Source organism: Azorhizobium doebereinerae UFLA1-100, from assembly GCF_000473085.1.
Classification (GTDB): Bacteria; Pseudomonadota; Alphaproteobacteria; order Rhizobiales; family Xanthobacteraceae; genus Azorhizobium; species Azorhizobium doebereinerae.
Window position 1 is genome coordinate 159,396 of the sequence record NZ_KI421497.1, and the last position, 24,157, is coordinate 183,552.

Below are 24,157 nucleotides of genomic sequence, written 5' to 3' on the forward strand. Positions count from 1 at the left end.
GGCCCCCATCTTGGGGCCCCCGTCTCGGGACAGGCGCGGGCGCGGCGGGGGCGCGACGAGACGGGGGATGAGGGCCGGGGGCCGGCGGGCGCGGCGATGGTCGGCGGGTCTCCGGGGCCGGCCCTCGCCCCCAGGCGCGCGAACCTCAAGCGCTCATCGTAACCCCGGCCGGTTCGCGCGGCGTCCAACCGCCTGCTCCGGCACGCTTTCCCCTCCCGCGACCCCGCGCCCAGGCCGCATTTCGCCCCGCGCCGGCGCGGTTCGCGCCGCCCCGCCCTTTTCCCCTGCGCCCGAAATGGCTTACCACTAGCGGGGTCGCTCCTTCACGGGAGCGTGGATCGAAACGTTGTAGGTTTGCGGCGTGCTCATGTCATCTTTCGTCGCTCCTTCACGGGAGCGTGGATCGAAACGGCCCATGGCCTGCGCAAGGCGGGCGCGACGATCGTCGCTCCTTCACGGGAGCGTGGATCGAAACGCTGGCGACGAGGTGGCCCGCGACCTCCTGACCCCGTCGCTCCTTCACGGGAGCGTGGATCGAAACATGCTCGGCGTCGCGCTCGCTCCGCTGCCGCCCATGTCGCTCCCTCACGGGGGCGTGGATCGAAACCCGGACGGCTACGGCGACATGGCCGTCGCTCTCGGTCGCTCCCTCACCGGAGCGTGGATCGAAACAAGGCGATGCAGGCGCTCTACTGATGGCACGCGGTCGCTCCCTCACGGGGCGAGGTCAGAATGCCGGTTCGCGGCCCTCGCTTCCGCCGGGCGGAGCAGCAGGCCCCCGCCCCTGCCCCCCGATGTTTCACGTGAAACATCGGGGGGCCCGGCGGAAACCGCCGCCATCCCTGTTTCACGTGAAACACCCCGGCCCTATTTGCCGATGCAGAAGGTGCGGAACAAAGCGTCCAGTACGTCCTCCACGTCCACCCGGCCCACCACCGTGTCGAGGGCGCGGGCGGACAGGCGCAGGTGCTCGGCCAGGAGGTCCTCGCCGCCGGCGCCGATGGCCAGCGCGGCGTCAAGCTCGATGAGCGCCGCCGCCAGGGCATGACGCTGGCGGGCACGGGTGACGAGGGCGGGCTCGCCGCCGCCGAGCCTCGCCGCCCGGCGCTCGATCTCGGCGATCAGATCGTCCATGCCGGCGCCGGTGCGGGCGGAAATGGCGAGAGGCGCAACGCCCGCCGAAGCCCCGGCCGGCGACCCGCTCGACGGCTTCGCCGGCCCATCGGCAGGTCCAACACCAGGTCCAGCGCCAAGTCCATCAGCCGGGGCGCGGGCAGCGCCGGCGGAATGCGGGGCGGGCAGCGGCGCGCCGGGGTGCCCCTGATCGCGGGCGGCGACCGGCGGCGCGGCACCGCCCGCCCCCACGTCGCGCTTGGTCCACACCGCCAGCGCGCCCGGCAGGTCCGGCGGCGGCGGGGCGCCGTCTTCCGACAGCCACAGCACCAGGTCGGCCGCCCCGGCGCGGGCGCGGGCGCGGCGCACGCCCTCCGCCTCCACCGCATCGTCGGTCTCGCGCAGGCCGGCGGTGTCCACCAGGATCACCGCCTGCCCGGCCAGATCGAGATGCACCTCCAGCACGTCCCGCGTTGTGCCGGGCGTCGCCGAGACGATGGCCGCCTCCCGGCCGGCGAGCCGGTTCAGCAAAGTGGACTTGCCCGCATTGGGCGGGCCGGCGATGGCGATGACGAGGCCGTCGCGCACCCGCTCGCCGCGCGCCGCATCCGCCACCACGGCGGCGATCTCGGCGCGCAGCCGCGCCGCCTCCACCCGCGCCGGGCCGGTGAGATCGTCCGGCACGTCGCCCTCGTCGGCGAAATCGATGGTCGCTTCCACCAGCGCCAGGGCGCGGATCAGCCGTTCGCGCCAGCCGGCCACGGCGCGGGACAAAGCCCCGGCGGATTGCGCCAGCGCCTGCCGGCGCTGCGCCTCGCTCTCGGCGGCGATGAGGTCGGCGAGGCCCTCCACTTCGGCCAGATCCATCTTGCCATGGGCGTGCGCCCGGCGGGTGAACTCGCCCGGCGCGGCAGGCCGGAACCCCGGCAGATCGCCCAGCGTTCGCAGGATGACCGCCACCACCGCCGGGCCGCCGTGCAGATGCAGCTCCACCAGGTCCTCCCCGGTGGCGCTGCGCGGGCCGGGGAAGAACAGCACGAGGCCGCGATCCAGCACCTCACGGGTTTCCGGGTGACGCAGCACCGCATAGCGCGCCACCCGCGCCGGCGGCACGGCCCCGGCCAGCGCCAGGGCCGCCTGCCGCGCGGCGCGGCCGGAAATGCGCACGAGCGCGACACCGGAGGGCAGGCGGCCGCTGGACAGAGCGAAGATGGTGTCCGAAGAACGGGTCATCCTTTAAGCCTTTGACGTCACCTGGAAGAGAACCGACGGAGCAGGATCATGAGCGACAACCGCCTCGGGGCCGAGACCAGCCCCTACCTGCTCCAGCATAAGGACAATCCCGTCGCCTGGCGGCCCTGGGGGCCGGAGGCGTTCGCGGAGGCCAAGCGCACCGGGCGCCCGGTGCTGCTCTCGGTCGGCTATGCCGCCTGCCACTGGTGCCACGTGATGGCGCACGAGAGCTTCGAGGACGCCGACGTCGCCGCCCTCATGAACGAGCTCTATGTGAACATCAAGGTGGACCGCGAGGAACGGCCGGACGTGGACCAGATCTACATGGCCGCGCTCCACCATCTGGGCGAGCAGGGCGGCTGGCCGCTGACCATGTTCCTGGACGGCGACGGCAAGCCGTTCTGGGGCGGCACCTATTTCCCCAAGACCGCGCGCTACGGCCGCCCCGGCTTCATGGACGTGCTCACCCAGGTGGCGCAGGTCTATCGCGAGAGCCCGGACAAGGTGGCCCACAATACGGATGCCATCCTCTCCCGCCTTAACGCCGCCGCCCGGCCGGCGGAGGGCGTCACCCTGTCGCTGGCCGATCTGGACAAGGCGGCGCAGCAGATCTCCGGCCTGTTCGACCGCACCCACGGCGGGCTGCGCGGGGCGCCGAAATTCCCCCAGTCCGGCCTGCTGGAGCTGCTGTGGCGGGCAAGCGCGCGCAGCGGCGACGCGCATCTGAAGGCGGTGGCCGCCTTCACCCTGAACCGCATGTGCGAGGGCGGCATCTACGACCATCTGGGCGGCGGCTTCTCGCGCTACGCCGTGGACGAGATGTGGCTGGTGCCGCATTTCGAGAAGATGCTCTACGACAATGCCCAGCTGCTGGAGCTGCTGGCGCTCGCCTATCAGGACACCGGCGACGAGCTGTTCCTGCTCCGCGCCCGCGAGACGGTGGGCTGGCTGAGGCGCGAGATGCTGACGCCGGAGGGCGCCTTCGCCGCCAGCCTCGATGCCGACAGCGAGGGGCACGAGGGCAAGTTCTACGTCTGGACCAAGGCCGAGATCGAGGCCGTGCTCGGGGCCGAGGACGCCGCCTATTTCGGCGCCTTCTACGACGTGTCGGAGGCGGGCAATTGGGAGGACCGGATCATCCTCAACCGCACCCGCTTCGGCGATGTGAGCATGGTGGAGGAAGCCCGGCTCCAGCCGCTGAAGGACAAATTGCTGGCGGCGCGGGCCAAGCGCGTGCGCCCCGGCCTCGACGACAAGGTGCTGGCGGACTGGAACGGCCTGATGATCGCGGCGCTCGCCCGCGCCGGCGCCCTGCTGGGCGAGGCGGACTGGGTGGCGCTGGCGTCCAGCGCCTTCGCCGCCGTGACGCGGCTGATGGTGAAGGACGGCGCGCTCGGCCATTCCTACCGCGCCGGCCGGCTGCTGCTGCCGGGCCTCGCCTCGGATCTCGCCGCCATGGCCCGCGCCGGCACCGCCGTGCATGAGGCGACCGGGGAGGCCGCCCCCCTCGCCCAGGCGAGCGCCTTCCTGGAGACGCTGGAACAGGATTATCTCGACCCGGCGAGCGGGGCCTATTTCCTCACCGCCGTCGGCGCCGACACGCTGGTGGTGCGGCCCTTCTCCAGCCTCGACGAGGCGCTGCCCAACTATAATGCGGTGGCCGCCGACGCTCTGGTGCGCCTCGCCCCCCTCACTGGGCGGGACGATCTGCGAGCGCGGGCGGACCGGATCATCGCCGCGCTCACGGGGGCGGCGGCGCAGAACCCCCTCGCCCACCCCAGCCTGCTGAACGCGCTCGACACCCGCCTGCGCCTCGCCGAGATCGTCACTGTCGGCATGCGGCGGGAGGCGTTCGCCGACGCCGCGCTGCGCCTGCCCTTCCCCACCCGCGTGGTGGTGCGGGCGGCGGACGCGGCGGCGCTGCCCAAGGGCAGCCTCGCCCGCGCCCGCGCCGACAGCGCGCCGCCGGAAGGGGCGGCGTTCGTCTGCGTCGGCGAGCGCTGCTCGCTGCCGGTGACCGAGCCGGACCAGTTGGCCGGGGCGCTGAAGGATCTGGAGGCGTGAGGCGCCCTGGAGGGCCTGATCCGGACGCGCCGTCCGGGTCATAGGCCCTCAGATCGCCTGCGGAGGCCGCTGGCGGGCGTTTTTCTCCGGACGAAGAATGGGTCGGAAGCACCCGCGATCGGCCGCCAGCGCGCATCTGACGCGACCGATTTTTTCGGCTGTAAGGTTAAAAAATGCAATTTGCGGGTGTTATTGCGACGCAGCATCGGCGGAGGGGATTTTCGCCCGCTGAGTCGCGCCGCGCCGGCCGGCGGTCGCGCGGCGACGCATCGCTGCTGTGAACCCGGCCGCGCGCCCATGCAAAAATCCTCCCGCCGGCGGCGAGAGGATCGGGATGATGTTCGAACGATGAATGAGGCGGACCGCCGCCCGCGCCGGGCCGTCAGCCTCCGGTGCCGGTCTCGCGGGCCTCGTCGACGAGATACTGGTTCCAGATCGCCTTGTCCGCCATGCCGGCGATGAAGTCGCGATGGACGGTGATCTCGTCCGCGGTCAGGCGGGTGGGCAGCGGCAGCGGGCGCTGGGGGGCGGCCACATGGTCCACCACCAGGCGGGGGGCGCCGCCCTCCTCGTCCACCAGGCCGACCAGCATGGCCTGCCGGCCGCCGAGCAGCTCGCTATAGACTTCGGCCAGCAGTTCCGAATCGAGCAGCGCGCCGTGCTTCACGCGGCGCGAGCTGTCGATGCCGTAGCGGCTCATCAGATCGTCGAGCTTGGCCGAGGCGCCGGGATGCTTGCGGCGGGCGAGGGCCACCGTGTCCACCACCCGGTCGCGGGCGATGGGCGTGCGCCCCATGCGCGACAGCTCGGCATTCAGGAAGCCGATGTCGAAGGCGGCGTTGTGGATGACCAGCGTGTCGTCGGCGATGAAGTCGAGGAAGGCGTCGGCGATCTCCGGGAACTTCGGCTTGTCGGAGAGGAACTCCTCGGACAGGCCGTGCACCGCGAACGCCTCCGCCGGCATGGCGCGCTCGGGGTTGATATAGACGTGGTAGGTGTTGCCGGTGAGGATGCGGTTGACCATCTCCACGCAGCCGATCTCCACCACCCGGTCGCCATTGTTGGCTTCAAGGCCGGTGGTTTCCGTATCGAGCACGATCTCGCGCATGGTTTCGTCCGTCGCCCTTTTCTCAGCGGCCCGGCCGATGCCGGATCGGTCCCTCTTTCACCGCGCCACGGCCAAGCGGATGTCCGGCCCCGGCCGTTTCACCCCCGCCTGCCCTCCCGCAAGGGGGGTCTCCGCGCGGCTCGAAAGAAGATCTCTACGCCGTGCACCATAGTCCCGCTCCCCCCTCGCGGGGGAGCGTTAGGGCGGGAGGTGAAACGCCATCCACCGGAAACCACGCCCGGTCTCCCCGTCCGCGCGCCTCAGGCCGGCCTTGCGGTGCCGCGGCCCGGCCCGGCGAAGGCACGCAGCAGCCCGGCCACCTGATGTTGCGCGGCGGGGAAGCCCCGGCCGGTGTCGATGATGAAATGCGCCCGCCGGCGCTTCTCTCCATCCGGCATCTGCCGCTGGAGGATGGCCGCGAACCGCGCCGGCGTCATGCCGTCGCGCGCCAGGACGCGTGCCGCCTGCACCTCGGGCGCCGCCGTGACCACCACCACCGCGTCCACCGCGCCGGCCCGCCCGGTCTCCAGCAGCAGCGGGATGTCCAGCACCACGAGGCGGGCATTGGCGGCGCGCGCCGCCTCCAGGAAGGCGGTCTCCCGCGCCCGCACCAAGGGATGGACGATGGCTTCCAGCCGCTTCATGGCGGCGGCATCGTTGAGCACCCGCGCGGAAAGCTGCGGCCGGTCGATGGCGCCGTCCCGCGTCACGCCGGGAAAGGCCGCCTCCACCGGTGCCACGGCCTCGGCGCGATACATGGCATGCACGGCGGCGTCGGCATCATGCACCGGCACCCCTGCCGCCCGGAACAGGCCGGCGGTGGCCGACTTGCCCATGCCGATGGAGCCGGTGAGGCCGATGATCCACATGGGTTCAGGCCTCCAACTGACCTTTAGCCGCCAAGTCCGCGACGATGAGATCGCGCAGCCCGGCATCCACCACCGGCGTCACGCCGAACCAGCGCGCGAAGCCCGGCACCGCCTGGTACAGCAGCATGCCGAGCCCGTCCACGGTGGTGAGCCCACGCGCCTTGGCGGCTTTCAGCAGCGGCGTTTCCAGCGGCACATAGACCACGTCCGCCACCACCGCGCTCGCCGGCAGGGGAGAGAGGTCGAGATCAAGCGGCGGCTGGCCCTTCATGCCGAGCGAGGTGGTGTTGACCAGCACGCGGGCGTCCTTCAGCGCGGCGGGCAGGCCATCCCAGGCCAGCGGCACCACCTTCGGTCCGAAATGCGCCGCCACCGCCTCGGCGCGGGCAAAGGTGCGGTTGGCCAGCAGCACCTTTTCGAAGCCGCGTTGCAGCAGGCCGTAGATCACCGCGCGCGAGGCGCCCCCCGCCCCCAGCACCAGCGCCACCGAGCGGTCGCGGTCCCAGCCGGGCGCGGTGGCGTCCAGATTGCCGATGAAGCCCGGCGCGTCGGTATTGGCGCCGCAGAGCCGGCCGTCCTCCAGCCAAAGCGTGTTGGCGACGCCGAGCGCACGGGCCACCTCGTCCGCCTCCGCCAGCGCGTTGAACGCGGCTTCCTTATGCGGAATGGTGACGTTGCAGCCGGCGAGGCCGTGCGTGGCGAAGCGGGCGAAGAAATCCCGCGCCTCTTCGGGGGCAACGTCGCGGACACCATATTCGCCGGCGATGCCGTGCTGCTTCAGCCAATAGCCATGCACCAAAGGCGAACGCGAATGGGCCACCGGATGGCCGACGATGACAACCCGCTTCACGGTACCCATCCCTCACTGCGGAAATAGGCCAGCACCGGCAGCAGCGGCAGGCCCAATATGGTGAAATGGTCGCCCTCGACCGCCTCGAACAATTGCACGCCCGGCCCCTCGATCTGGTAGGCGCCGACGCTGTGGACCACATGCGGCCCCGCCTCGGCGAAATAGCTGTCCAGGCAGTCCTCCGACAAGGCGCGCATCAGCAGGCCGGCGCTCTCCACCACCTCGAACAGCAATTCCTCGTCGCGCACCACCGCCACGGCGGAATGCAGCACGTGGCGTCGGCCGGAGAGCTGGCGCAACTGGTCGCGGGCGCCCGCAAGGTCGGCCGGCTTGTGCAGGATCTCGCCGGCCAGCGCCAGGGTCTGGTCGGCGCCGAGCACCACCCGGCCCGGTGCCAGGGCAGACGCCGCGAGCGCCTTGCGCTGAGCCAGCACGCGGGCGACGTCGTCCGGCGCGGCGCCGGCGGCGCGGGCTTCCGCCTCGATCGCCCGCTCGTCCAGATCCACCGCGCGCGCTTCCACCCGGAGGCCCGCGCCGCGCAACACGCCGAGCCGGGCCGCGCTGCGCGAGGCCAGCAGCAGGGGCTCGGGCGCGCGCCACAGGCTCATGTCTCGACGATGCTCCGGCGCCGCCGCTCGGACAGGTGGCCGATGATGGCCGCCGCCGTCTCCTCGATGGAACGGCGGGTCACGTCGATCAGCGTCCAGCCGTTGCGGGCGAACAGGCGGCGCGAATTGGCGATCTCCTCGGACACCGCCTCGCGGTCCACATAAGAGGAATTGGTGGTCGGCGCGTTGAGGCCGAGAAGCCGGTTCTGGCGGATCTCGACGATGCGCTCGGGGCTGGCGATCAGGCCGACGATCAGCGGCTTCTTCAGCCGCTCCAGCGCGCTGGGAATGGGCACGTTGGGCACCAGCGGGATGTTGGCGGTCTTGATGCCGCGATTGGCCAGATAGATGGAGGTGGGCGTCTTCGACGTGCGCGAGACGCCGAGCAGCACCACGTCGGCCTCTTCCAGATCGTCCGTCAGGTGGCCGTCGTCATGGCTCACCGTGTAATTCAAGGCGTCGATGCGCTTGAAATAGGTGGCGTCCAGCGCGTGCTGGCCGCCGACCCGCGGCTGCGGCTCGCCGCCCAGATAGGACTGGAACAGCTGCACCACGGGGGCGAGCACCGACATGTACGGCACGCTCAATTCCCGGCAGCGCTCCTTCAGCCGCTCGCGAATCTCCTTGTCCACCAAGGTGTAGAGCACGATGCCGGGACTGTTCTCGATCTCGGTCAGCACCCGTTCCAGCTGCTTGGTGGAGCGCACCAGGGGGTAGACGTGCTCGATGGGCAGCACGTTCACATATTGGGCGCAGGCGGCCCGGCCGACATTGATCAGGGTCTCGCCCGTCGAGTCGGAAACCAGATGCAGGTGAAAATAGTTCTGATGCGGTGCGCCTGGAGCGGTCACGACTTCTCCACCGGGCTGTGGACGGCATGTGCAGCAAGGCACGCCCGCAGACCCCTTGCAAGCTCCCCCACGGAATAGCGGGCACGGCCATCCACAAACCGACCTGTGTGGACGCGATTCATCCCCTCTCTGTGGGCGGATGGGGATAGCGTGGCGGAGGCAATGGTTAATCGTTTGTTAACCGGCTCCGAATCGGGGTGCGCCGCGCCGAAAATGCGGGTGCGCTCTCATGTCGGCCTGTGGATCGGTTGTCGATCGCGGCGCGAATAGTTAATCAACGGTTAAGACTCAAACGACTCTCTTTCTCTAAGAGATTCTAGTTTTAAGAGGGTGTGTGGGCATGAGTGAACCGCGGGCCAAGCCCTCCCCCTTTCTCAACGCGCTGGACGGCTTCGCGCAGCCGACGCCGCCGCTCTGGATGATGCGGCAGGCGGGGCGCTATCTGCCGGAATATCGCGAGGTGCGGGCGAAGGCGGGCGACTTCCTCACCCTGTGCTACACGCCGGAACTGGCCGCCGAGGTGACGCTCCAGCCGATCCGCCGCTTCGGCTTCGACGCGGCGATCATCTTTTCCGATATCCTGGTGGTGCCGCACGCGCTCGGCATGAACGTGCGGTTCGAGGCCGGCGAGGGGCCGCGGCTCGATCCGGTGACCGACCGGGCGGGGCTGGACGGCTTGCGCAAGCTGCTCGATCCAGCGCGGGTGCAGCCGGTCTATGAGGCGATCAGCAAGGTTTCCGGCCAGCTTGGCCGCGAGACCGCGCTGATCGGCTTCTGCGGCGCGCCCTGGACGGTGGCCACCTACATGATCGCCGGGCGCGGCACCGACGACCAGGCGCCGGCGCGGATGATGGCGCTGCGCGACCCGGGTTTATTCGAGGCGCTGATCGACCGGCTGGTGGAAGCCTCCATCCGCCATCTCGGCGCGCAGATCGACGCGGGCGCCGACGCGGTGCAGATCTTCGACACCTGGGCCGGCGTGCTGGACCCGGAGCAATTCGACCGCTGGTGCGTGCATCCGCTGCGCCGGATCGTCTCCGGTCTGCGCGCCACCCATCGCAACGCCCGCATCATCGCCTTCCCCAAGGGGGCGAGCCTGGAGGCGCTGGAAGGCCTGGCGGCGCTGAAGCTGAACGCGCTCGGCCTCGACTGGACGGTGGATCGCGCGGCCGCCAAGGCGCGGCTTGGGGATAAGGTCGCCCTGCAGGGCAATCTGGACCCGTTGCGGCTGATCGCCGGCGGACCGCAGCTGGATGAGGAAATCCTCAATATCCGCAAGGATTTCGAGGGCGCGCCGCACATCTTCAACCTGGGCCACGGCATCAAGCCGGAGACGCCCATCGCCCATGTGGAAAACCTTGTGGAAAAGGTGCGGGAAAAGCTGTGATCATCCGCTCTCCGCACGGGCCTGACCGGCCTGGGGCGGAGCGGGTATAACGGGGACGGCGGCCCGCTGCCCCTGGCGCGGGAGACCTCCCCCGTGCCCTCTTGAGCCGACCGGAGGCGATCTCCGGCCCCGCACCGGACCTGTCCCAGGATCTGCCCAGGACCCGCTCATGTACGAATGGATCAAGGCGCTGCACGTGATGGCGGTCATCTCCTGGATGGCCGCGATGCTCTATCTGCCGCGCCTGTTCGTCTACCATGCCGACGCCGAGCGGGGCTCGGTGCAGTCCGAGACGTTCAAGGTCATGGAACGGCGGCTGCTCAAGGGCATCTGCAACCCGGCCATGATCGTCGCCTGGCTGGCGGGGCTGTACCTCATCTATGAGGGCGGCTGGATCAAGTCCGGCTGGCTGCACGGCAAGCTGGCGCTGGTGCTGCTGCTGTCCGCCTTCCACGGCCTGATCGTGCGCTGGCAGAAGGGCTTCGCCGCCGACACCAACACCCACACCAGCCGCTTCTACCGGATGGTCAACGAGATCCCCGCCCTGCTGATGGTGGGCATCGTCATCCTGGTCATCGTCAAGCCGTTCTGATTCTCCCGCATGGGGCGTGCGGTTTCGGCCCAGGCAACCATGTTTCCTGCCAATCGCCAGTGGTCCCAGCGGCGCGGATGCAGCCATCCGCCCCGGAAGGGGGGAACGCAAGGGGACTTGCGCGAACCGCCCATGTTCCGGTATTGTGCCATCGCTTCCTAAAACGCAGGCAGCCGCTGCCGTATGCCGATCCCGTCATGAGATCGGCGTCGCGCGTCAGGCGAAGGCCCAAGTCTTCCGCCTGAAGACCTGCGATTCCCCTCCCCTCCCTGCCAGTCGGACCTTCCCCACGCGGAGTCCCCGGCACCATCCAAGATTTTGAGGCTTTCCCCTATGCGGGAAGTGAAACTCCAGGACCTCAAGTCCAAGACCCCCGTCGAGCTGCTCGCCTTTGCCGAGGAGAACGAGGTGGAGAACGCCAGCACGCTGCGCAAGCAGGAGCTGATGTTCGCCATCCTGAAGCAGCTGGCCGCCACCGAGACCGACATCATCGGCACCGGCGTGGTCGAAGTGCTCCAGGACGGCTTCGGCTTCCTGCGCTCGCCGGACGCCAACTACCTGCCCGGCCCGGACGACATCTACGTCTCGCCCTCGCAGATCCGCCGCTTCGGCCTGCGCACCGGCGACACCGTCGAGGGCCAGATCCGCAGCCCGAAAGAGGGCGAGCGATATTTCGCGCTGCTCAAGGTCAACACGATCAATTTCGAAGACCCTGAGAAGACCAAGCACAAGATCAATTTCGACAACCTCACCCCGCTTTACCCGGATGAACGGCTGAAGCTGGAGATCGAGGACCCGACCGGCCCGAAGAAGGACTTCTCGGCCCGGATCATCGATGTGGTCTCGCCCATCGGCAAGGGCCAGCGCGGCCTGATCGTCGCGCCGCCGCGCACCGGCAAGACCGTGCTGCTGCAGAACATCGCCAAGTCCATCACCGCCAACCATCCGGAGTGCTTCCTCATCGTGTTGCTCATCGACGAGCGGCCGGAGGAAGTCACCGACATGCAGCGCTCGGTGAAGGGCGAGGTGGTCTCCTCCACCTTCGACGAGCCGGCCTCGCGCCACGTGCAGGTGGCCGAGATGGTGATCGAGAAGGCCAAGCGCCTGGTCGAGCACGGCCGTGACGTGGTCATCCTCCTGGATTCGATCACCCGCCTCGGCCGCGCCTACAACACCGTGGTGCCGTCCTCCGGCAAGGTGCTGACCGGCGGCGTGGACGCCAACGCTTTGCAGCGCCCCAAGCGCTTCTTCGGCGCGGCGCGCAATATCGAGGAAGGCGGCTCGCTGACCATCATCGCCACGGCGCTGATCGACACCGGCTCGCGCATGGACGAAGTGATCTTCGAAGAGTTCAAGGGCACCGGCAATTCGGAAGTCATCCTGGACCGCAAGGTCTCCGACAAGCGCGTGTTCCCGGCCATCGACATCACCCGCTCCGGCACCCGCAAGGAAGAGCTGCTGGTCCCGGCCGACGTGCTGAAGAAGATGTATGTGCTGCGCCGCATCCTGAACCCCATGGGCACGGTGGACGCCATCGAGTTCCTCATGGACAAGCTGCGCCAGACCAAGACCAACGGCGACTTCTTCGATTCCATGAACACCTGATCGCTCAGGCGTTTCGCAGGCCCTTCGCAGGCTTTGCTGCGCAAAAAGAAAGCGCGCTCCCGACCGGGGGCGCGCTTTTTGTTTGTCCGGGATCTGGTCCGCAAAAAAATCCCCGGCCGGAGCCGGGGATTCGGATGGGGCAGGCGACCTGAGGCCGAAGGCTCAGGCTTCGCCGACGGTCTGAAGCTTCTCGGCCTCGGCGGTCACGCGCTGCTGGTAGAGGGCGGCGAAGTCCACCGGATCGATCATCAGCGGCGGGAAGCCGCCGCCGCGCACGCCGTCGGCGATGATCTGGCGGGCGAAGGGGAACAGCAGGCGCGGGCACTCGATCAGCACCACCGGCTGGAGGCTCTGCTCCGGCACGTTCATCAGGCGGAAGATGCCGGCATAGGTCAAATCGAAGGCGAACAGCGTGTTGCCCTGGACGGTGGCGCCGCCCTCGATCTTCAGCTCGACCTCGAACTCGCCCTGCTGGAGCGGGCGGGCGTTAACGTTGATCTGGATGTTCACGTCCGGCTGACCCTGCGGATTGCCGAGCGAGCGGGGCGCGTTGGGATTCTCGAACGAGAAGTCCTTGATGTACTGAACGAGCACGTTGAGCGCCGGCGCCTTGGGATCGGTCGGGCTGCCATTTTGCGTCGCCATGCTTATCTCCTATGAATGCGCCTCGCCCCCGGCGAGAGTTGGCGGTCGCTACCATGCCCCGGAGCGGGCGGCAAGGACGCGGCGCAAACCGTGCGCCGCCATGCAGCGGAGCCGGATCGCGCGCCGCCGCGACAGGAGAAGACGATGGCTGATCCCAAGGTGTCCCCGCAGGCCGTGCCCGCCGGAACCGAGTCCCCGCGCAAGGACCTTTCCCCCGCCGCCCAGCGGGCGCTGGCGGAGGCTGAGGCGCGCCGGGCGCAGATCGATGCGGCGGGCAACCTGCCGAAGGAATATAACGGCCGCGGCGGCAAGGAGCCGGTGCGCTACGGCGACTGGGAAGTGGGCGGCATCGCCTCGGACTTCTGAGCGCCAAACGAAAAGGCCCGGATCGCTCCGGGCCTTTTGGTCTCAGTAGCCGAGCATCACGCCGGCGAGCCCGGCAAGGCCCACGGCGATGCGCCACCAGCCGAACACCGCGTAGCCGTGGCGCGAGACGAAATCCAGCAGCCAGCGGATGACCAGCAGCGCGGCGCAGAAGGCGGCGACGAAGCCCACCGCGATCAGCAGCCCGTCGTCCAGCGACAAGGCGGAGCGGTTCTTCCAGAAGTCGTAGACGAAGGCGCCGAGCATGGTCGGTAGCGCCAGGAAGAAGGAGAATTCCGCCGCCGAGCGCTTGTCCGCCCCCAGCACCAGCCCGCCGACGATGGTGGAGCCCGAGCGCGACATGCCGGGGATGAGCGCCAGGCACTGGAACACGCCGATGCCGAACGCGGTCTTCAGCGGGAAGCCCATGGCATTGTTGTAGCGCGGCTTGAAGGCGATGCGGTCGAGCACGATCAGCACCACGCCGCCGAAGATCAGCGCCGCGCAGATGGTGACCGGGCTCTCGAACAGCACGCTCTTGATGAAGCCGTGCAGCAGCACGCCGAGCACCGCCGCCGGCAGGAAGGCGAGCACGATGCCGAGCACGAATCGCCGGGCGCCGGGATTGGTGGGCAATTGCAGCGCCACCCGCAGGAAGCGCTGGAAATAGACCACCAGGATGGCCAGCACGGCGCCGAGCTGGATCAGCACCTCGAACGCCTTGCCGGTGCTCTCGAAGCCGATGAAATGCGCCGCCAGCAGCAGGTGAGCGGTGGAGGAGACCGGGATGAACTCGGTGAGTCCCTCCAACAGGCCGAGGGCGAGGGCTTCCACCAGGGTGCCGAGTGTCATTAGCGCGCGTTTCCGGAGGGTGGAGGGGGAAGAGGTGGCGGCATCCTGTCGCCTTGGTCCCGCGCATGCAATCGGCGGCTGAATCCGGCCGGGTGCGACGCAGCGTCAGCCTGTGGAAATGCGTGAACCATGTTGCGGCATTGCCACATGGTTGTGGCGAATGCGTGCTTGCGGCCCCGCGCGAAGGCCATTAGACGAAAGCAACGGAGTGGCCCACCCTTCCCCGATACGGCGGCCCGATCGTCTCCCCTAGATGCAGCTTTATCACCATCCCTTCTGCCCGCATTCGCGCTTCGTCCGCCTGCTGCTCGCCGAATACGGCATCGAGCCGGAGCTGGTGGAGGTGCGCGTGTGGGAGCGCAAGCCGGAGTTCCTGGCGCTGAACCCGGCGGGGGAAACCCCGGTGATGGTGGAGGAGCACGTGCCCTCCGCGCCCGGCGCGGCGATCATCGCCGAATATCTCGACGAGACCCGCGGCCTCGCCTTGGCCGACCGCCGCCTGCTGCCGCACGCGCCGCTGGAGCGCATCGAGGTGCGCCGCCTGGTGGCGTGGTTCCACGAGAAGATGTTCCTGGACGTCACCGAGCATCTGGTGCGCGAGCGCATCTACAAGCGCTACATGAAGGCCGACCAGGGCGGCGGGCCGCCGGACGCCACCGCGCTGCGCGCGGCCCGCGCCAACATCCGCTATCATCTGAAATATATCGGGTGGCTGGCCAAGGCGCGGAACTGGCTCGCCGGCGACCGCCTGACCCATGCGGATCTCGCGGCGGCCGCGCATCTTTCCGTCGCCGACTATCTGGGCGATGTGCCGTGGGACGTGGACGAGGATGCCAAGGCTTGGTACGCGCGGGTGAAATCCCGTCCGACCTTCCGTGGCATCCTGGCCGATTCCATGCCCGGCATGCCGCCGTCCAGCACCTATACGGACCTGGATTTCTGAGCCTGTCCGCGATTGCGACAGGGTGTTCTTTGTCCAGCCGTGTGCATCCGACCCGTATTCCTGCCGCTTCCCCTCCCCCCTTGCGGGGGAGGGCAGGGAGGGGGGTGACGCCGCTGCGTCTGTCGGGCCGCCCCGAAGCCACGATCGGTTGTTCGCCGAAAGGCTGGCGCTTCTTTGATGGCGCTCTGCGCGGAGAGGGCGTCACCCCCCTCCCCAACCCTCTCCCGCAAGGGGGGAGGGAGAGCAGACGGAAGGGAGGCGTGCCATGAGCGCGCCCGTCCGCAAGCCCGCCCCGCTCTCCCTGCCGGAGCTGAAGGAGCGCCTGCGCGCCCTTGCCCAGGAGGACGGCTTCGATGCCTTCGGCGTCGCCGATCCCGACCGGGCGGGCGCCGCCGGGGACCGGCTGCGCGCCTGGGTGGCGGAGCGGCGTCACGGCGACATGGGCTGGATGGCCGAGACGCTGGAGCGGCGCGTCCATGCCCGCGCCATGTGGCCGGACGCCCTGCGGGTGGTCATGCTCGGGCTCAATTACGGGCCGGACGAGGACCCCCGCGCCGTCCTGCGCGAACGCAGCCGGGGCGCCATCTCGGTCTATGCCCGGGCGGAGGATTATCACGACCTCGTCAAGGCCAAGCTCAAGCGCCTCGCCCGCGCGCTGCTGGCGCTGGCCGGGGAAGGCGACGTGAAGGTGTTCGTGGACACCGCGCCCTTGATGGAGAAGCCGCTGGCCGCCGCCGCCGGGCTCGGCTGGCAGGGCAAGCACACCAATCTGGTATCGCGGGCACGCGGCTCCTGGATGTTCCTCGGCGCCATCGCCACCACGCTGGACCTGCCGCCCGACGACCCCATGGGCGACCATTGCGGCCAGTGCCGCGCCTGCCTCGACGCCTGCCCCACCGGCGCTTTCCCGGCGCCCTACCAGATCGATGCCCGGCGCTGCGTCTCCTACCTCACCATCGAGCACAAGGGGCCGATCCCGCGCGAATTGCGGGGGCTGATGGGCAACCGCATCTATGGCTGCGACGACTGCCTCGCCGCCTGCCCCTGGAACAAGTTCGCCGTGCTCGGCCGCGAGGCCAAGCTCGCCGCCCGCGACGAGAATCGCGCACCCGACCTCGCCGGCCTCGCCGCGCTGGACGACGCGGCCTTCCGCGTCCGCTTCGCCAAGAGCCCGATCAAGCGCACCGGGCGCGCCCGCTTCCTGCGCAACGTGCTCACCGCCATCGGCAATTCCGGCGATGCGGGCCTCGCGCCCAGCGCCCGCGCCCTATTGTCCGATCCCGAGCCTTTGGTGCGCGGCGCGGCGGTGGGCGCGCTCGCCCGCCTGCTGCCGCCGGAGGCGTTCGCACTGCTGGCGGCGGAGCATGCGCCGGGCGAGCCGGACGCTGATGTGCGGGAGGAGTGGGGCGCGGCAACCGGCGCCTAGCCCGGGTCGGCGCGCCCGCCGTCTTGCCCTTGTCGGACTTCTTCGCCACACCTGGGGCATGACCACCCTGCTTGCCGTTGGGCTGGGCTATTGCGCCCGGCATTTTATCGCCACCTGTCCCCACGCCTTCGACCGCGTGGTCGGCACCGCCCGCACGCCCGAGGGCGCGGCCGCCATCCGCGCCACCGGGGCCGAGGGCCTCGTCTTCGACGGCAACCAAATTGGCGCGGACCTCGCCTTCGCCATCTCCCAGGCCGACGTGCTGATCCTCTCCGCCCCGCCGGAGGCGGCGGGCGATCCGCTGCTGGCCGCCGCCCGGCCGCTGCTGGAGGCGGCGCCGCGGCTCTCCCAGGTGATCTATCTCACCACGCTCGGCGTCTATGGCGACCACCAGGGCGGCTGGGTGGACGAGACCACGCCGCCCAAGGGCGACAGCCCGCGCCTGCAACGGCGGCTCAGGGCCGAGGCGGACCTGCTGGCGTTCGGCGCCGCCAAGGGCATCGCGGTGGCGAGCCTGCGCCTCGCCGGCATCTACGGCCCCGGCCGCAACGCCTTCCTCCAGCTCAAGGCGGGCGAGGCGCGGCGCATCGAGAAGCCGGGGCAGGTGTTCAACCGCATCCATGTGGCGGACATCTCCGCCACCATCGCCGCCGTGCTGGCGCGCCGGTTCAACGGCGTGCTGAACGTCACCGACGACCGCCCGGCCCCGCCCGGCGATCCCATCGCCTTCGCCGCCGGCCTGATGGGCGTCGCGCCGCCGCCGGCGGTGCCGTTCGAGGTGGCGGCGAAGACCATGAGCCCCATGGCCCTGTCCTTCTGGGGGGCCAGCAAGAGGGTGCGCAACGCCCGGCTGAAGGATGAACTGGGTGTCACCCTGGCCTATCCCACCTTCGAGGAGGGCCTGACCGCGCTTTACGCGCAGATGCGCGCGGCGGGCGATCTTTAGCCGCCGCAGGCATTTTATTTCGCCGGTTATTTATCGCCGAAGTCCCCGATCGGATCAGGCCCCGGTGAACCAGGCGTTGAACAGCGCCAGCTCCTGCCGCGCCAGAGGCGCGAGCCCGCGCGCCAGGGCGAGGCGCAGCAGCGGGTCGGGCTCGTTCTCCACCGCCCGCGCCCGCAGCGCGGCCCCGGCCAGGCCGAATTGGCCGAGCAGCCCGGCCAGAGCATGGGCGGCGGCCACCACCGCCGCCGGATCGTCCGCCTGCTCCCACTGGGCGATCTTGTGCTCGGCATTCTCCAGGAAGCGCGCGGCGAGGCGGGCGAACGCCTCCTCCCCCACCGCCTTGCGCAGCGCGCCGATGCCCGCCGGCTGGAAATCTGGCGTCTCCGTCTCCGCGTCCGCCCCGCCGGCGGGCTCCACCGCCGGCGCAGCGGCCGTGACCATCGGCGCGCGCGCGGGTTCCGGCGCGGGCGCGACCGGGGCGGCGGCCGGGCGGGGACGAGCCTGCTCCGTCGCGGTGCCCTGGCCTTCCCCGGTGCCCTGGCCTTCCATGGCGGGCAGCGCTTCGCGCGGCGCGCGGGCGGCGGCGGCCGGCTCCAGCAGCACCATCATCCAGTCGTCCTGCGGGTCCGGCCCGAGGCGCGCGGCCACGCGGCTGGCGGCGCGGCCGGCGGCGATCTCCAGCGGCGCGGCATGGCGGCCGGAGAGCTCCTCGGTCAGCCAGGCCGGGCAGGGGCCGCCGCTGGCCAGTTCCGCCGGGTCGAGCCCGTCGGTGGTCAGCAGCAGGCGTTCGTGCGGCGCCAGCGTGAGGGTGAGGGCCTCGTAGTCGGCGGTGTCGGTGAAGCCGAGCAGCGGGCCGTCCACCTCCAGCGCCCGCGCGCCGTCCCGCGTCACCACCATGGGCCGGGGATGGCCGGCGGAGGCGATGGCGATGCGCCCGTCGGCATGCAGGTCCACCACCAGCGCGGTGGCCACCACGCTGTCGAACCCCGCCTCGCGGAACACGAGGCCGGACCAGCGGGCGAGGAAGGCGCCCGGCGGCAGCGGCTCGCCCACGTCCAGCGCCCGTACCATGGCCGCGTGGGCCACCGCCCCGGCCTTGGCATTGATGCCGTGGCCCATCACGTCCACCAGCACCAGCCGGTCGCGGCCGGGGCGCGGCAGGTGGATGACGAGGTCGCCGCCGCCGATGTCCGCCGTCTCCCAGCGCAGCGCCGCCGCGAACGGGCCGAGCTGCTTCGGCAGCTCGGGATGCACCAGCCGGTCGAGCGAGGAAGCGAAATACTGGAACAGCCGCGCCCGCTGCCGGGCCGAGCGCACCAGAGCGAGTTTCACCGTCTCCAGCAGCCGCTCGGGCACCACCGGCTTGGTGAGGAAGGTGTCCACGCCCAGCTCCAGCACCCTGAGGCGTACCGAGGGGTCGCCGGTGATCATGATGATCGGGATCGGCGGGCGGTCGGCATCGTTCTCCAGCGCCTGGAGCAGCGCGGTGCCCGGCTCCGACCCCAGGTGGAAGTCGGTGAGGATGAGGTCCACCTTGGTCTTGCGGGCGATGTCGAGGGCGTTACGCAGGGTCTGCGCCGGCAGCACGCGATAGTCCGGCTCCAGCAGGGTGAGGTAGGCGTCGAGCAGCACCGGCTCGTCCTCCACCACCAGCAGCTGCGGCCGCCGCCGGGCGAGCTGCCGCCGCGCCACCAGCCGGTTGGGCGGCCCGGCCTCGTAGCGCACCGCGTCGAGCGCGGCGCGGGCGATGGCGATGCCCCTGCCGCCGCCGCCCTCGGGATCGGTGGCGGCGAGCCGCACCCGCCGCCAGCGGTCCTCGAAGGCCGGGAAGGCGCCGCCGTCGTCGGTCAGGGTCAGGGTGATGACCACGCCGTCGAGATGGACCTCCAGGCCGATCTCCCGGGCGGGCGGATGGGAATGGCGCACCACGTTGGTGGCCAGCTCCACCATGGCCAGCACCACTTCGTCGGCGATGTCCGGGCCGATGCGCAGCTGCGCGAACTGCCGCTTGAGCGCCTTGCGCAGCCAGGACACTTCTTCCAGCGTGGCCGGCCGCGACGCCTCGAACAGCTTCACCCATCCCTCCCGGTTTCGGCGCACTGTCGCCGATGCGCGTCCCGTCCGCCAGCCTCCCCGTCCGGCTCCGACCTCAGGCCATGGCGTCGAGGTCCTCGTCGGACAAAGCGCCGGGCACGATGGTGATGGGAATGGGGAAGGCGGCGGACGCGGCGCCGCCGAGGGCCGTGACCAGCGGCCCCGGCCCGTCGCGATTGAGGCCGGCGGCCAGCACCAGGATGGCGATGTCGCGGTCCTCGGCGATCAGCGCCTGGAGCACCGCCACCTTGCCGCCCTCGCGGACCGCCGTCTCCGGCGTGACGCCGGCTACCTGCCGGGCGCGGGCCACATAGGCGTCGAGCCGGCGGCGGGCCTCGTCGGTGGCTTCCGCCCGCATCAGGTCGGCGACGCCGAGCCATTGCTGGTGGGCGTCCTCCAGCTCCAGCACCGCCAGCAGCACGAGGCCGCCGCGGGTGCGGGCGGCGCGGCGGGCGGCATAATAGACCGCCCGGTCGCATTCCGGCGTGTCGTCCACGATCACCAGGAACTTGCGGTGGTGGCCGGGCTCGTGGCTCTGGCGTTTGAGGCTCATCTGGCGTCTGCGGCTGGTGCGGGCCTGGGAGGGCAAATCAGGCGGCCGATGGTGCCATGGCCGGCCCCGCCGCGACACCGAAATTCCCATCCCGCTGCGGCCCGCGCGGATTTGCGCTACACCCTGCGGCGTCAGTCTTCCGGAGGCAGCATGTCCGTACTCACCCTCGATCAGGCCCAGGCCATCGTCGCCGCGGCGCTGGAGAAGTCCCGCGCGCTCGCGCTCAGCCCGCTGGCCATCGCCGTGCTCGACGCCCGCGGCGCGCTGAAGGCGTTCGCCGCCCAGGACGGCACCAGCCTGAAGCGCGGCGAGATCGCGCTCGGCAAGGCCAAGGGCGCGCTGGCGCTGGGCGTCGGCTCGCGCGGGCTGTTCCGCCGCGCGCAGGACCAGCCTTTCTTCATCGCGGCGGCCACCTCGGCCATCGGCGGCGACCTCATCCCGGTGCCGGGCGGCGTGCTGATCCGCGACCGCGACCGCACCATCCTCGGCGTGGTGGGCATCTCCGGCGACACCTCGGACAATGACGAGGCCTGCGCGCTGGCCGGCATCGCCGCCACCGGCTATGCCGCCGATCCCGGCCAGGACTGAACGCAAAAAAGCCGCCACCGGCCGGGCCGGTGGCGGCTGAAGCGGGGCCGGCTGCGGGCTCAGACGATCTTCGCGCCGTCCTCGAACGGCAGGCGCGGCAGGCGGTCGAACACCTTGGAATGATCGCCATGGCCGAGCGCGGCGATGAAGTTGGTCTTGATCTGGGTGCCGGCGAAGAATTCCTCGTCCACCTTGGCGGCGTTGAAGCCGGACATGGGGCCGACGTCGAGCCCGACCGCGCGGGCGGCGAGGATCAGATAGGCGCCCTGCAGCGAGGAATTGCGGAAGGCGTGCGGCTCCACCATGCCCGGGTTCTTGGTGAACAGGTCCTTGAAGCCGGGATTGTGCGGGAACAGCTGCGGGATCTTCTCGTAGAACTCCAGGTCGTAGCCGACGAGGGCGATGACCGGGGCGGCGAGCGCCTTCTGGTTGCCTTCCGACAGCGCCGGCTTCAGCCGCGCCTTGGCCTCCTCCGAGCGCACGAACACGAGGCGCGCCGGCTGGGTGTTGGCCGAGGTCGGGCCGTGGATATAGAGCTCGTACAGCTCCTTCAGCTCGGCGTCGCTCACCGGGGCGCTGGTCCAGCCATTCTGCGAGCGGGCTTTCAGGAACAGCAGGTCCAGGGCGGCCTGGTCGATCTTGTAAGACATGGCAAGTAAACCTCTGGGTAAAGCTTTGAGGTAAGTTCCCTTGGGAAAGGCAACCTGAAGGAGGGACGGCGGGCGCGCCGCTGCGTTGCACTTAAGCCGGCGGGAATTTTCAGCAAGGTGCCGCGGTGTGCTGCGATGCAAAAGCTACTTGCATTCCTGCAAAGTGATAGAGGGTTTCCTTTAGGTGACCTTGCGCGCACGGCCCCTCCATCACCGGGATCGATGGCCGGGCTACGGTAATTGATGAGCGCCGGCGGCCGAAGCGGGCTATGGTCATGCTTTCCCGTCCGTGCCGAAGAGTCCCATGATTCCTGCCTCGCGCCTTGCGTCCGTGCCCGCCGCTCCCGCCGCCGATGCCGCCGCCACTCCCGCCCTTGCCGCCTCCGACGACCGCCTCCTGCGGGAGGTGAACGCCCATGCCGCCGCCTTGCCGCAGAGCGGCATCGTCGAGGTGGTCAATTACGGCCGCACCCGCGAGGGCATGATCCCGCTGTGGGTCGGCGAGGGCGACCTGCCGACGCCGGCCTTCATCTGCGAGGCGGCGGCCGAGGCCCTGCACGGCGGCCAGACCTTCTACACCTGGCAGCGCGGCATTCCCGAGCTGCGCGCCGCCATCGCCCGCTACATGGCGAAGCTCTACGCCATCCCGGAGACGCCGGAGCGCTTCTTCGTCTGCGGCTCGGGCATGCAGGCCATCAACATCGCCTTCTCCATCGCGCTGGCGGCGGGCGACGAGGTGATCATCCCCACCCCGGCCTGGCCGAACGCGGCGGCGGCGGCGATGACGCGCGGCGCCAAGCCGGTGTTCGTGCCCTTCGCCTACGGGCCGGACGGCTTCTCGCTGGATTTCGAGCGCATCGCGGCGGCCATCACCCCGCGCACCCGCGCCATCTTCATCAACACCCCGGCCAATCCCACCGGCTTCGTGGCCAGCCTCGACGACCTAAAGGTCCTGCTGGACCTCGCCCGGTCGCGCGGGCTGTGGATCGTGGCGGACGAGATCTACGGCCGCTTCTATTACGGCCCAGAGGGCCGCGCGCCGTCGTTCCACGACATCATGGAACCGGACGACCACATTTTGTTCGTGCAGACCTTCTCGAAGAACTGGGCCATGACCGGCTGGCGCATCGGCTGGATCGAGGCGCCGCCCGCGCTCGGCCAGATCATCGAGAACCTGGTGCAGTTCTCCACCTCGGGCGTCGCCCCCTTCATGCAGCGCGGCGCCATCGCGGCGCTGGAGCAGGGCGAGCCCTTCGTCGCCGAGCAGATCGCCCGCGCCCGGCACGGCTGCGACCTCGTCGCCGATCCGCTGATCGCCACCGGCAAGGTGGACCTGGTGAAGCCGCACGGCGCCTTCTACCTGTTCATGTCCATCCCCGGGCAGGACGACGTGCGCAAGCTGGCCCTGCGCCTGGTGGACGAGGCCAATGTCGGCCTTGCGCCCGGCACCGCCTTCGGCCCCGGCGGCGAGCGCTTCCTGCGGCTGTGCTACGCCCGTGGCGAAGCCCAGCTCACCGAGGCGACGCGCCGCCTGGTGTCCTGGCTCACGCGCCAGCCCTGATCCGGTGCCGCGGTTCGCGCGTCCCGACCGGCGGGTGGTGAGCGCCACCGCCACCACGCTCGCGCTCGGCGCGGCGGGGGGCGGGCTGTTCGCCGCCCTCGGCCTGCCGGCGCCGTGGATGTCCGGCGCGCTGGTCGCCACCACGCTGTGGGCGCTGGCGGGGCGGGCGCTGGCGGTGCCCGATCCGGTGCGCTGGATCACCTTCCTGGTGCTCGGCGCCTCCATGGGCGGCGCGCTGTCGCCTGAGGCCCTGGCGCAGGCCTCCGCCTGGCCGGTCAGCATGGGCTTCCTGGCGGTGAGCGTGGCGGCGGTGATCACCGGCGGGGTGCTGTACTTCCGCCGCGTGGCCGGCTGGGACCTGCCGACCGCGCTCTATGCCTCCGCCCCCGGCGCGCTCTCGGCGGTGATCGCCATGGCCGAGACCACCCCCGCCGACATGCGCAAGGTGGCCTTTTCGCAGGGCCTGCGGCTGTTCCTGCTGGTGGCGGCGCTGCCCAACCTGCTCAACGCCGCCGGGCTTGATCCCGGCGTCGCCCCGGTGCCGCCCGCCGACGGGCCGCTCCTGGGCGTCGCCCTGCTGCTGCTGGCGAGCGCGGCGACGGGCGGGGTGTTCGTGCTGCTGAAGGTGCCCGGCGGCCTGCTGCTCGGCGCCATGGCCGGCAGCGCGGGGCTGCACCTGTCGGGCCTCACCGACGCGCATGTGCCGGCGCTGGTCCTGGTGCCGGCCTTCGTGGTGCTGGGCGCCACGGTGGGCGTGCGCTTCGAGGGCACGCGCCTCACCACGCTGAAGGAGAGCTTCCTCGCATCGCTCGGCGGCTTCGCGGTGGCCATGGGCATCTCCATGGCCTTCGCCGTGCTGGCCGCCGCCGTCACCGGTGAGGATACCGGCAAGATGGTCACCGCCTTTGCCCCCGGCGCGCTGGAGACCATGACCGCGCTCGGCTTCGCGCTCGGCTACGACCCGGCCTTCATGAGCGCGCACCATCTGTTCCGCTTCGTCGGCCTGTCGATCGCGCTGCCGCTGTCCGCCCATCTGCTGTTCACCCTCTCGGGCGCCAACCGCGCCGAGTGAGCGCAGGCGGCCTCTCTCAAGCATTTGTGTTTCGCGCCCGGCTTGCCAGCGCGGGCCCCCGCACCGCACATGCTGCGCTGCGGCGAAGCTTGAATCGGTGTCCGGTTGACGCAGCGGACATCCGGTGGGCTCAATCCATGCGCGGCATCGCCGTCCGTGACCCTGTGCGTCCCCGACCCCCGAA

22 protein-coding genes and 1 CRISPR repeat array are annotated in these 24,157 nt (G+C 70.5%); of the genes, 11 read left to right on the forward strand and 11 right to left on the reverse strand.

Going from position 1 to position 24,157, the window contains the following annotated elements:
* The first annotated feature begins 313 nt into the window (after positions 1 to 313).
* Positions 314 to 672: direct repeats of the CRISPR family, unit length 32 nt; unit sequence CGTCGCTCCTTCACGGGAGCGTGGATCGAAAC.
* 195 nt (positions 673 to 867) lie between these two features.
* Positions 868 to 2,346, reverse strand: coding sequence for a tRNA uridine-5-carboxymethylaminomethyl(34) synthesis GTPase MnmE (gene mnmE, locus YU1_RS0126995; protein WP_029006675.1), 1,479 nt, complete (start codon positions 2,344 to 2,346; stop codon positions 868 to 870).
* A gap of 48 nt (positions 2,347 to 2,394) precedes the next feature.
* On the opposite strand from mnmE, the gene YU1_RS0127000 reads away from it, so the two are divergent.
* Complete coding sequence (locus tag YU1_RS0127000; RefSeq protein WP_029006676.1) at positions 2,395 to 4,410, forward strand: thioredoxin domain-containing protein; 2,016 nt, start codon at positions 2,395 to 2,397, stop codon at positions 4,408 to 4,410.
* 382 nt (positions 4,411 to 4,792) lie between these two features.
* Here YU1_RS0127000 and dnaQ read toward each other — a convergent pair whose 3' ends face one another.
* The 5 genes from dnaQ to YU1_RS0127025 form a co-directional block, all read right to left on the reverse strand.
* Complete coding sequence (gene dnaQ / locus YU1_RS0127005; protein ID WP_029006677.1) at positions 4,793 to 5,518, reverse strand: DNA polymerase III subunit epsilon; 726 nt, start codon at positions 5,516 to 5,518, stop codon at positions 4,793 to 4,795.
* Positions 5,519 to 5,778: 260 nt separating this feature from the next.
* Positions 5,779 to 6,387, reverse strand: coding sequence for a dephospho-CoA kinase (coaE, locus tag YU1_RS0127010; RefSeq protein ID WP_029006678.1), 609 nt, complete (start codon positions 6,385 to 6,387; stop codon positions 5,779 to 5,781).
* A 4-nt stretch (positions 6,388 to 6,391) separates the two neighbouring features.
* Positions 6,392 to 7,246 carry a shikimate dehydrogenase gene (locus YU1_RS0127015; protein WP_029006679.1) on the reverse strand — a complete coding sequence of 285 codons (855 nt, stop codon included), beginning with the start codon at positions 7,244 to 7,246 and terminating at the stop codon, positions 6,392 to 6,394.
* On the reverse strand, positions 7,234 to 7,845 hold the full coding sequence (locus tag YU1_RS0127020) for a Maf family protein (RefSeq protein WP_029006680.1): 612 nt from the start codon (positions 7,843 to 7,845) through the stop codon (positions 7,234 to 7,236). The genes YU1_RS0127015 and YU1_RS0127020 overlap by 13 nt, the downstream gene beginning before the upstream one ends.
* Positions 7,842 to 8,696, reverse strand: a complete 855-nt coding sequence (locus tag YU1_RS0127025; protein ID WP_029006681.1) for a pyruvate, water dikinase regulatory protein — start codon at positions 8,694 to 8,696, stop codon at positions 7,842 to 7,844. The genes YU1_RS0127020 and YU1_RS0127025 overlap by 4 nt, the downstream gene beginning before the upstream one ends.
* Before the next feature lie 340 nt (positions 8,697 to 9,036).
* Between YU1_RS0127025 and hemE the strand changes: the two genes are divergently transcribed.
* The 3 genes from hemE (at position 9,037) to rho (ending at position 12,280) form a co-directional block, all read left to right on the forward strand.
* Positions 9,037 to 10,083 carry a uroporphyrinogen decarboxylase gene (gene hemE, locus YU1_RS0127030; protein WP_029006682.1) on the forward strand — a complete coding sequence of 349 codons (1,047 nt, stop codon included), beginning with the start codon at positions 9,037 to 9,039 and terminating at the stop codon, positions 10,081 to 10,083.
* Between the two features lie 169 nt (positions 10,084 to 10,252).
* Positions 10,253 to 10,675, forward strand: a complete 423-nt coding sequence (gene hemJ / locus YU1_RS0127035) for a protoporphyrinogen oxidase HemJ (protein WP_029006683.1) — start codon at positions 10,253 to 10,255, stop codon at positions 10,673 to 10,675.
* Positions 10,676 to 11,008: 333 nt separating this feature from the next.
* Positions 11,009 to 12,280 (forward strand): transcription termination factor Rho, encoded by a 1,272-nt coding sequence (gene rho, locus YU1_RS0127040; protein ID WP_029006684.1) that lies wholly within the window; start codon positions 11,009 to 11,011, stop codon positions 12,278 to 12,280.
* Positions 12,281 to 12,442: 162 nt separating this feature from the next.
* Here rho and secB read toward each other — a convergent pair whose 3' ends face one another.
* A complete protein-coding gene (secB, locus tag YU1_RS0127045; RefSeq protein ID WP_029006685.1) occupies positions 12,443 to 12,925 on the reverse strand; it encodes a protein-export chaperone SecB in 483 nt (160 codons plus the stop codon).
* 144 nt (positions 12,926 to 13,069) lie between these two features.
* Between secB and YU1_RS0127050 the strand changes: the two genes are divergently transcribed.
* On the forward strand, positions 13,070 to 13,291 hold the full coding sequence (locus tag YU1_RS0127050; protein ID WP_035716836.1) for a DUF1674 domain-containing protein: 222 nt from the start codon (positions 13,070 to 13,072) through the stop codon (positions 13,289 to 13,291).
* Positions 13,292 to 13,333: 42 nt separating this feature from the next.
* Here YU1_RS0127050 and YU1_RS0127055 read toward each other — a convergent pair whose 3' ends face one another.
* Positions 13,334 to 14,140, reverse strand: a complete 807-nt coding sequence (locus YU1_RS0127055) for an undecaprenyl-diphosphate phosphatase (protein WP_029006687.1) — start codon at positions 14,138 to 14,140, stop codon at positions 13,334 to 13,336.
* A gap of 253 nt (positions 14,141 to 14,393) precedes the next feature.
* Here YU1_RS0127055 and YU1_RS0127060 point away from each other — a divergent pair, with 253 nt between their 5' ends.
* From YU1_RS0127060 to YU1_RS0127070, 3 genes are all read left to right on the forward strand, one after another.
* Entirely contained in the window at positions 14,394 to 15,083 is a 690-nt protein-coding gene (locus YU1_RS0127060) for a glutathione S-transferase family protein (RefSeq protein WP_029006688.1), read from the forward strand.
* 265 nt (positions 15,084 to 15,348) lie between these two features.
* On the forward strand, positions 15,349 to 16,509 hold the full coding sequence (gene queG / locus YU1_RS0127065) for a tRNA epoxyqueuosine(34) reductase QueG (RefSeq protein ID WP_051357463.1): 1,161 nt from the start codon (positions 15,349 to 15,351) through the stop codon (positions 16,507 to 16,509).
* A 58-nt stretch (positions 16,510 to 16,567) separates the two neighbouring features.
* Positions 16,568 to 17,455, forward strand: coding sequence for an SDR family oxidoreductase (locus YU1_RS0127070; RefSeq protein ID WP_029006690.1), 888 nt, complete (start codon positions 16,568 to 16,570; stop codon positions 17,453 to 17,455).
* 54 nt (positions 17,456 to 17,509) lie between these two features.
* Here YU1_RS0127070 and YU1_RS0127075 read toward each other — a convergent pair whose 3' ends face one another.
* Both YU1_RS0127075 and YU1_RS0127080 read right to left on the reverse strand, forming a co-directional pair.
* On the reverse strand, positions 17,510 to 19,531 hold the full coding sequence (locus YU1_RS0127075) for a SpoIIE family protein phosphatase (RefSeq protein ID WP_029006691.1): 2,022 nt from the start codon (positions 19,529 to 19,531) through the stop codon (positions 17,510 to 17,512).
* A gap of 73 nt (positions 19,532 to 19,604) precedes the next feature.
* Positions 19,605 to 20,102 carry a universal stress protein gene (locus YU1_RS0127080; protein ID WP_029006692.1) on the reverse strand — a complete coding sequence of 166 codons (498 nt, stop codon included), beginning with the start codon at positions 20,100 to 20,102 and terminating at the stop codon, positions 19,605 to 19,607.
* A gap of 150 nt (positions 20,103 to 20,252) precedes the next feature.
* Between YU1_RS0127080 and YU1_RS0127085 the strand changes: the two genes are divergently transcribed.
* On the forward strand, positions 20,253 to 20,690 hold the full coding sequence (locus tag YU1_RS0127085) for a GlcG/HbpS family heme-binding protein (protein ID WP_029006693.1): 438 nt from the start codon (positions 20,253 to 20,255) through the stop codon (positions 20,688 to 20,690).
* A 59-nt stretch (positions 20,691 to 20,749) separates the two neighbouring features.
* Here the strand turns inward: YU1_RS0127085 and YU1_RS0127090 are convergent, their stop codons facing one another.
* Positions 20,750 to 21,340 (reverse strand): malonic semialdehyde reductase, encoded by a 591-nt coding sequence (locus YU1_RS0127090; RefSeq protein WP_029006694.1) that lies wholly within the window; start codon positions 21,338 to 21,340, stop codon positions 20,750 to 20,752.
* Between the two features lie 304 nt (positions 21,341 to 21,644).
* Between YU1_RS0127090 and YU1_RS0127095 the strand changes: the two genes are divergently transcribed.
* Together YU1_RS0127095 and YU1_RS31630 are read left to right on the forward strand one after the other, a co-directional pair.
* Positions 21,645 to 22,901: a pyridoxal phosphate-dependent aminotransferase gene (locus YU1_RS0127095; protein ID WP_084540175.1), complete on the forward strand. Its 1,257-nt coding sequence runs from the start codon at positions 21,645 to 21,647 to the stop codon at positions 22,899 to 22,901.
* A 4-nt stretch (positions 22,902 to 22,905) separates the two neighbouring features.
* On the forward strand, positions 22,906 to 23,973 hold the full coding sequence (locus YU1_RS31630; protein WP_051357465.1) for an AbrB family transcriptional regulator: 1,068 nt from the start codon (positions 22,906 to 22,908) through the stop codon (positions 23,971 to 23,973).
* Positions 23,974 to 24,157: the final 184 nt, after the last annotated feature.